Source organism: Comamonas sp. B-9 (assembly GCF_000410635.1).
Classification (GTDB): Bacteria; Pseudomonadota; Gammaproteobacteria; order Burkholderiales; family Burkholderiaceae_C; genus Comamonas.
Genome location: NZ_KE148650.1, coordinates 51,639 through 57,638 on the forward strand (window position 1 = coordinate 51,639; position 6,000 = coordinate 57,638).

Here is a 6,000-nt window from a genome sequence, read left to right on the forward strand (position 1 = left end):
ACAGCGCCTCGGGCCACCTTCGGGTGGCCTTTTTTTGCGGCCAGGGTATGCAGAACTTCCGCAGTGATCAAGCGCCCAATCGTCGCCCTATTGCCCCTCGCACCGCTTGTACCAGCACGGCCAAACAGCGCCTGGAGCTGGGATAAGGGATGGGCTTGCTCCGCAGCGCTCAAGCCAATCCAAAGCATGCGAGCAATCAGCTATAGTCGTAGCGCAACCTAAGAGCTCGTTCGATGATTGCCATCTTGGATGTCCACTACCAGGGCCAAACAGCGCAAGCGGCCTGTGCCACAGCGAGCGGCTGGTCATCGCCAGCCGCGCTGCACCACTACATCGCCCACATCGACGCCATACACGACTATGAACCTGGCGCCTTTTACAAGCGCGAGCTTCCTTGTTTGCTCAGGGTTCTGCAAGCGCTACCCTCACTGCCCCAGGCCATCGTCATCGACGGCTATGTGTGGCTGGGTGATGAAAAGCGTGCCGGCCTGGGTGCCCACCTTTACCAGGCGCTGGATGGCGCGGCTCCGGTCATCGGCGTCGCAAAGACCGCCTTCCATGGGGTTGCATCCTGCCCGGATGTGGTTCAAGTGCGCCGTGGCCAGTCGCAGCGTCCCTTGTTTGTGACTGCGATCGGCGTCAGCCCGCAGGTAGCCAGTGCCTGGGTCGCCAGCATGGCGGGCGCGCACAGAATCCCATCGCTGCTGACCCTGACCGACCAGCTCTCCCGATCTGCCAGGCTGGAGCCTTAGATACCGACAAACCGAAGCCCTGCTGAGCGGGTTGCCGACTTGTGCCTTAGGCTGGGCAGCACCGGTGGTGGACGGTCCGTCGTTGCGGGCAAGCGCCGCAAAGCCTCCAGCGTGCGCACAGCCACACTGCGTCCGCAGTGCCCATCCCAGCCCGGGCGTGCTGCGTCTTTCTGCGCCGGCAATAACAAAATCACTATTTTCAGTGATAACAATTGTTACGCACTCTCTCTATGCTTCAAACTCAGCAGCCCTTCACCTCCGCGTGCAGGCGGCTGCTGAGTATCAGTTCCACTTTGTTGGATGGCGAGAGATGAATACCAGCACTGCACACCCATCGTTCCATGCGGCCACTACCTTGCAAGGCTTGCTTCCGCCTCATTTGTGGCGAGTGCTCGCAAGAAATGGCATTACCACCATTGAACAGGTAGCCCAGAGCTACCCGGAAAAGCTTCTGCAAATGCCCAGCGTGGGCCCCAGGACCTTTAGAAAAATAGAGGAAAGCCTGTTTCCTGGCAAGCGCTATGCGCCCCCCCGGCAGGCCTATGTTGCGCAGGCCGATCTGGACCAGCCATCGAGAACCCTGCCCTTTTTCAGACGCACCCAGAATGCCCTGAGGCGGCACGACCTCAAATAGCCAAGGCTGCGCTTGGGCGATAGCGCTTGGAGGCCTTGCGCAGACCGGCGCTTTGCGGCCAACCCAATATCTACAAGCCCGCACCCTTGTCTTGCCATCGCATTCATGGCTTTGGCTATTGCAAATCCCTGCACCGCCATCACGGCCGTTCCATACCGCCGATGGACTGCAACGCCCACCCTCCGCGTGGCATGCTCATGGACAAGGGCTCGTACCAGTTGCCCCTCCTGACTGCGCCCAAGCGCCCACGGCTCCGCTTAGCGCACTTTCCCATATTGAACACGGCAACCTTGCCCATGCACAGGCGAGACGGGGCTCCTTCGGGCAAACTGCCAAAGTTTCAAAAAGTTACATGGTGCTTCACACCCGGGACAAACTCCTGCCCAAGCGCTTGCATAGGATCAGCTGAAGTCATCGGGCTGGCTGCCACATCAGCCCTTTGCACAGCTCCCTCCCGCCCGTTACCCTGCGGGCATTCAAGCCCCCCCAGCCGGTGGCTTTTTTTTCCGCGTCACACGCCTGATCAAACGCGGCAAACGCCTTGCGCAACACTGCCGAGCATTACGGATCAGCCGCCAAGAAAAAAGCCCCTGCGCTATTCGCACAGGGGCTTGATTTCTTTAAATTTTATATGGTGGGTCCTGCGAGATTCGAACTCGCGACCAACGGATTAAAAGTCCGCCAAACAATCAAGCTCTGGCGCGGCCTGCCGGGCGATTATGGGAATATTTCTCCTCCATATGACCCAGCACCCATGCGGCTCTTGATGGTTTATTCCCAGGATTCCCACTACCTCGGTCGATCATTCGCATAGGGAGGCTGCTTCACCTTCGCGTACTCCCTATCCAGCCAGGCTGACATCCCACGAAGTGCCGCAGTGACCGCTGATGGGTTGCGCCCGCATATCCAAGTCTGCGGCCACCGGCTGAACTCCCCCTCATCCCATTGCTCCCCGCGCAGCAGCATGGTGCCGTCCTCTCGCTTCTTCCAAACCTCCGCTTGCTCGAGCGGATAGTTCACCAGCTTCATCAGATCCCCGCGCTTGTAGATCCCTGCCTGGTAGCCGTTAAAGGGTGTTTGCGATGAAATCACCACCCCAAAGGTCGGCGCCCTGCCTCTCAAGAGCGAGGAGCAAAGGTACGCGCCGCAAAACTGAAGCTGCAGCACGTATAGGTCCACCCCAACCCTAGACCTGCCATCAAGATCTGTTGGCGTTCCAGGGCTCGCCACGGTCCTGTAGATGCCCGGCAAATCCTCCGGCTCAAATTTCCTGACTGCTTCCATTGCTTGCTCCATTTACTGTATAAATATACAGTCTTTTGGAGGTGTCTATGTTTCAATCAAGATACTGGCGGTGGCACATTAAGGATGGGGATGATTGGTCCGAGACCCAGGAACATGAGCGCTGGGACGGCATCAAGCTGGATCGTCCAGAGGCCATGCCGATCCTGGGCACAATGGTGCTGCACACCGTTTCGGTCGCGGTGGACCAAGATCTGTACGACAGCCTCGCCCCTGATGTGCCGTTTTGAGAGTCGCGAAGCGATCCTGTAAAGAACTTTTGGAGGCCCAGGCCATGCACCCAAGATTTATCCTTTGCGTTTGCGGTGGCCGAGTGTTCAGCGACCAAGAGCTGGCTTTCCACACACTGGACCGTATCCATGCAAAGAGACCAATCACCGAATTAGTCCATGGCGCCGCCCCTGGAGCGGATCGTCTTGCTGGACAGTGGGCGAAGTCTCGCAATGTTCCAACCAAAGAATTCCCAGCCAATTGGGAAGCGCACGGGCGCGGCGCCGGACCAATCCGCAATGGTCAGATGGTGGCCTACGGCCTGGACGGGTTGGTAGCCTTTCCTGGTGGTCGCGGCACAGACAACATGATTGCGCAATGCAGGGACGCCAGCGTTATAGTTATGCACATCAATAGTGTTTAAGAGGCAACTATGGCAACGTGGGGCTCAACGCCTAGTGCAGATGTAACATGTCGGCAGTGCGGTGCGGTTTATGGAGTTGTCTACCGGCATATGCCGACAAGGGATTCTGACAGCTTTGACTGCCGTACTTGTGGCATTGAAATTGACAGTTGGAACTCGCCACGCTACCCAGAATTCACACTCAAAACTAAAGGCATTTGGCCAAAAGAGTAAACGAAAAAAGAGCCTCCCCAGTGCCGTAGTGGCGCCGGGGAGGCTCTTTCTATTTCTGGCTGCAGGCCTGGTCGCTGTCGTCACCGCTCAGCCGGCGCTCGATGTTCACCTGGTCGCACAGCGCGGCTACTTCGGCGTCTCGCCGTCTAAGATGACCTCCGAGTTCTGCGACCACGCCGAGGCCTTCTGCAAGCTGGCGGTCGAGGGCTGCGGTTTTATCTGCAAGATCGCTGCGGGCAGCTGCGTCGGCCTGGGCTTGCGCGTTGTAAGTGGCGGCTCGACTTGCGGCGCCGCGCTGCACCCGCTCAGCATAAGCAAGCTCACGGCGCTGCACATCAGCAATGCCGGTATAGAAAGCCGCCAGGCTGTCGGCGTTGTAGATCGTGTCTTGGGCATGCTTGCTCTCCTTGATCGCGGTTTGGGTTTCATCGGTGCGGGCGGCTTCGGCCCGGGCGGCCGTGCCCTGGGCCTGCTTGGCGCGCAGCTCGGCGATGGTCTTGCTGGCCTGCCAGCCTTTGACCGTCCAGCCAGCGGAGAAGGCCAGCGCAGCGATGACGGCGGCCAGGATGAGCTTGATCTGCGAGGTCATGGTGCCACCCATTCAGGCCACTCAGGCAGCTCCACCGTCTGGCCAGCCAGCGCATGCGTGCAATCGCCCAGGAACTGGATCCGGCCATCTGTCACAAAGGAATGGCACACAGCAGGCGGGGCGCCATCGCGGCCAGCATCCGCGCCCGGGTAAGTCACCAGCACCGAAGGCGTAAGCGTCGGTTTCTCCAGCGAGCCATTCCAGCCCCAGCTGGGCCCGAAGTCGCTTCCATGCTGGACTGCGTGCGAGGTTTTGCACCCCGGGCACTTGAAGCGCAGCAGCTCATCGTTTTTTCGCATCACTGGTTTCATCGTCCCACCTCGCAGATCTCGCCATTGGCGTCGCCCCGGGCCTGCAGGCCGGGCAGCACCACAGACACACCGTTGACCGTGCCCCGGTTCCAGCGCGGGTTCTCGCGGCATGCACCGATCACGTCCCCAGCATTGGCCTTGCGCAGCATGGTCGAGGTGTACAGCGCGCCCTCACCCTTGTTATGGATGAAGTCGATGAACACGGCCTGCTGCAGCGGCGTGTAGGTGGCCCATAGGCGGAACATGCCCATGGCAGTACGCTCGGCCGCCAGGTAGCGGCTGCGCTCGAGCGCGTAGCAGTCGGCCGGCGTGTAGTACCGACCAGCCACCACGGCCCGGCCGGTGATGCCGTTGCAGACAGTCAGCGGCTGGCCCTTGCCCAGTTTGTCCACGTAGGGCGTGCCAATGTGGCGGTAGCTGCTCTCGTAGTAGCTCCCCATCACCATGGCGATCTTGACCGCCTGGGAAGTACCAGGGTCGGCCGCCACAGCCTGGATGTACTCGTTGCGCTCTGCCATGGCATGGGCGGCTGCTTGCTCGCGCTCGAGCGCCACGTAACCGCCACCGCCTGCAGTCAGCACGGCCAGGGCCATTAGGCCGGCGCGCAAAGCGTTCGGAATGCGGCTCATGACAGTGCCCCCAGATCCGTGTCGCCGCTGGGTGGCAGCTTGATGAAGTCTGCCCAGTTCTCACCCAACTGCGCCACCAGGTACGACTCCGAGTGCTTGGAGCGCATATCCATCACCCAACTGATGTGCAGGCGTCGGGCCTGCTCGTCGTCGCGCTTGGCCCGTAGCGCCTGGCGGCGGTCCTCCTTGCGCCGGTAGTGCCGGTTCATCAGGTAGCCGGCCACACCCAGCACCAGACCAGACAGAGCAACCAGCTTGTCCAGCGTCATTGTGCCGAACAGGCTTAAAAACCAGGCTGCGTAAACATTGAGCTTTGCGCCCAGCGCTTGCAGCCATGGGGTTGCCACATCAGATGTGGAGTCGTGGATTTGGTTGGGCATGGATCGCATGATCCCGGGCCCAGCCTCTTGCGTCTAACCCTACGCGGGGGAGGATCAGATGGCGGACGCCTGCAGAGCAGAGCTAGCCCCCGATCCAGATCTTTAGGCTCACAGTCTGCCAAGCCACCCCATCAAAAACTCGCAGATTCCGTTGAACCCACGCGCTGCCATTCCACACTTTGACACTGGAAACTACCATCCAGTCTGAGGGGAATTCCTCCCCAAAAACCAGCTTCCCGCTCCCATCCGCTGGGGCAGTAAAGACGAGTTTTCCATCGAAGACAGCCACCTCTACCCCCTATAAGCTGGAAGAATCTACGGATTTAGGACGGCTTCACTGCGATCACGGGGCCGCCAGCGGTGCATTTGTGCCCTCCCGCCAGGTCAATGGCTGTAACTTGGTAGGCCACTCCAACTTCCAGACCGGTTGCGTGGTAGTAACCCAGCGCGTCGGAAAAGCCTTCCCAGGCCTTGTAGCCATCAGCCAGGCGCAGCGCCCAAACGCGGGCGCTGGCCATGGGCACCTCGGGCGCACTGGGGCTGGTCTTGAGCATGA

General features: G+C 60.1%; 10 protein-coding genes and 1 tRNA gene. 4 read left to right on the plus strand and 7 right to left on the minus strand.

Annotation, left to right across the window (positions count from 1 at the left end; genetic code table 11):
• Positions 1–233: 233 nt before the first annotated feature.
• Both H928_RS0121055 and H928_RS29105 read left to right on the plus strand, forming a co-directional pair.
• Positions 234–752, plus strand: a complete 519-nt coding sequence (locus H928_RS0121055; RefSeq protein WP_021028275.1) for an endonuclease V — start codon at positions 234–236, stop codon at positions 750–752.
• Positions 753–1,062: 310 nt separating this feature from the next.
• The gene (locus H928_RS29105) at positions 1,063–1,386 is read left to right on the plus strand and encodes a helix-hairpin-helix domain-containing protein (protein ID WP_148293255.1); all 324 of its coding nucleotides are present in this window, start codon (positions 1,063–1,065) and stop codon (positions 1,384–1,386) included.
• A gap of 632 nt (positions 1,387–2,018) precedes the next feature.
• Here the strand turns inward: H928_RS29105 and H928_RS31815 are convergent.
• Positions 2,019–2,133, minus strand: a tRNA-Ser gene (locus H928_RS31815).
• Positions 2,134–2,175: 42 nt separating this feature from the next.
• Positions 2,176–2,670 carry a hypothetical protein gene (locus H928_RS0121065; RefSeq protein ID WP_148293256.1) on the minus strand — a complete coding sequence of 165 codons (495 nt, stop codon included), beginning with the start codon at positions 2,668–2,670 and terminating at the stop codon, positions 2,176–2,178.
• Positions 2,671–2,717: 47 nt separating this feature from the next.
• On the opposite strand from H928_RS0121065, the gene H928_RS0121070 reads away from it, so the two are divergent.
• Complete coding sequence (locus H928_RS0121070; RefSeq protein ID WP_148293257.1) at positions 2,718–2,918, plus strand: hypothetical protein; 201 nt, start codon at positions 2,718–2,720, stop codon at positions 2,916–2,918.
• 44 nt (positions 2,919–2,962) lie between these two features.
• Positions 2,963–3,322 (plus strand): DUF2493 domain-containing protein, encoded by a 360-nt coding sequence (locus H928_RS34145; protein ID WP_043341372.1) that lies wholly within the window; start codon positions 2,963–2,965, stop codon positions 3,320–3,322.
• A 262-nt stretch (positions 3,323–3,584) separates the two neighbouring features.
• Here H928_RS34145 and H928_RS29115 read toward each other — a convergent pair whose 3' ends face one another.
• From H928_RS29115 to H928_RS32590, 5 genes are all read right to left on the minus strand, one after another.
• The gene (locus tag H928_RS29115) at positions 3,585–4,124 is read right to left on the minus strand and encodes a hypothetical protein (protein ID WP_148293258.1); all 540 of its coding nucleotides are present in this window, start codon (positions 4,122–4,124) and stop codon (positions 3,585–3,587) included.
• Complete coding sequence (locus H928_RS33735; RefSeq protein ID WP_306729963.1) at positions 4,121–4,546, minus strand: DUF6527 family protein; 426 nt, start codon at positions 4,544–4,546, stop codon at positions 4,121–4,123. The genes H928_RS29115 and H928_RS33735 overlap by 4 nt, the downstream gene beginning before the upstream one ends.
• Positions 4,432–5,064 (minus strand): glycoside hydrolase family protein, encoded by a 633-nt coding sequence (locus H928_RS0121090; protein WP_021028282.1) that lies wholly within the window; start codon positions 5,062–5,064, stop codon positions 4,432–4,434. The genes H928_RS33735 and H928_RS0121090 overlap by 115 nt, the downstream gene beginning before the upstream one ends.
• Positions 5,061–5,444 carry a holin gene (locus H928_RS0121095; RefSeq protein ID WP_158400604.1) on the minus strand — a complete coding sequence of 128 codons (384 nt, stop codon included), beginning with the start codon at positions 5,442–5,444 and terminating at the stop codon, positions 5,061–5,063. Before H928_RS0121095 ends, H928_RS0121090 begins: the two co-directional genes overlap by 4 nt.
• Positions 5,445–5,767: 323 nt before the next feature.
• On the minus strand, positions 5,768–6,000 hold a 233-nt coding region (locus H928_RS32590), incomplete at its 5' end, for a hypothetical protein (protein WP_027011206.1).

Bases quoted from the DNA above. Each gene is read 5' to 3' on its own strand.
- H928_RS0121055 (WP_021028275.1), top strand. From the start codon at position 234: ATGATTGCCATCTTGGATGTCCACTACCAGGGCCAAACAGCGCAAGCG.
- H928_RS29105 (WP_148293255.1), top strand. From the start codon at position 1,063: ATGAATACCAGCACTGCACACCCATCGTTCCATGCGGCCACTACCTTG.
- H928_RS0121065 (WP_148293256.1), bottom strand. From the start codon at position 2,670: ATGGAAGCAGTCAGGAAATTTGAGCCGGAGGATTTGCCGGGCATCTAC.
- H928_RS0121070 (WP_148293257.1), top strand. From the start codon at position 2,718: ATGTTTCAATCAAGATACTGGCGGTGGCACATTAAGGATGGGGATGAT.
- H928_RS34145 (WP_043341372.1), top strand. From the start codon at position 2,963: ATGCACCCAAGATTTATCCTTTGCGTTTGCGGTGGCCGAGTGTTCAGC.
- H928_RS29115 (WP_148293258.1), bottom strand. From the start codon at position 4,124: ATGACCTCGCAGATCAAGCTCATCCTGGCCGCCGTCATCGCTGCGCTG.
- H928_RS33735 (WP_306729963.1), bottom strand. From the start codon at position 4,546: ATGCCGCGAGAACCCGCGCTGGAACCGGGGCACGGTCAACGGTGTGTC.
- H928_RS0121090 (WP_021028282.1), bottom strand. From the start codon at position 5,064: ATGAGCCGCATTCCGAACGCTTTGCGCGCCGGCCTAATGGCCCTGGCC.
- H928_RS0121095 (WP_158400604.1), bottom strand. From the start codon at position 5,444: ATGCCCAACCAAATCCACGACTCCACATCTGATGTGGCAACCCCATGG.